We start from the raw sequence: 605 nt of genomic DNA on the forward strand, positions 1-605 counted from the left end.
TGTCAAGCCCCCGAAATATGTTCCACTTTTTAGTTAGTGACAAGTCATGTAGTTAATGATTGTATTAGGAGTTGGCGGCTTGTAATTTAGAGAGCTATGAGGTCTAATTTCGTTGTAGTGCTTACGCCATTTTTCTATAATAACTTGTGCTTCATTTAGTGTACAAAATGATTCTCCATTTAGTAATTCATCTCTAAGGCTACCGTTAAACCTTTCATTGAATCCATTCTCCCACGGACTGCCAGGGGTAATATATGCTGTTTTTACCTTTAGTACTTCTAACCATTTCTGAAGAGTTTTAGCAGTAAACTCACTGCCATTATCTGAACGGATAAAATCAGGTATCGCTTCCGTCATAAATAACTTAGATAATACATCAATTATATTATCAGATGTAAGGTTATAACCAACCTTGATTGCTAAACATTTACGGCTAAATTCATCTATTACTGTTAGCATCCTGATCTTCCTGCCATTACTTAGCCTATCTGTTACAAAATCGTAACTCCACACATGATTAGCATATAATGGCCTAAGTCTAATACAGCTACCATCATTAAAGTATAGCCTTCCTCTCTTTTTCTGCTTTTTGGGGACTTTTAATC

1 protein-coding gene is annotated in these 605 nt (G+C 35.5%); it reads right to left on the reverse strand.

Going from position 1 to position 605, the window contains the following annotated elements; translation table 11 throughout:
- Positions 1-33: 33 nt before the first annotated feature.
- Positions 34-605: IS3 family transposase (locus NF27_RS05290; RefSeq protein ID WP_039456680.1), on the reverse strand; the 572-nt coding region annotated here is incomplete at its 5' end.

The organism is Candidatus Jidaibacter acanthamoeba (assembly GCF_000815465.1).
Lineage (GTDB): Bacteria > Pseudomonadota > Alphaproteobacteria > Rickettsiales > Midichloriaceae > Jidaibacter > Jidaibacter acanthamoebae.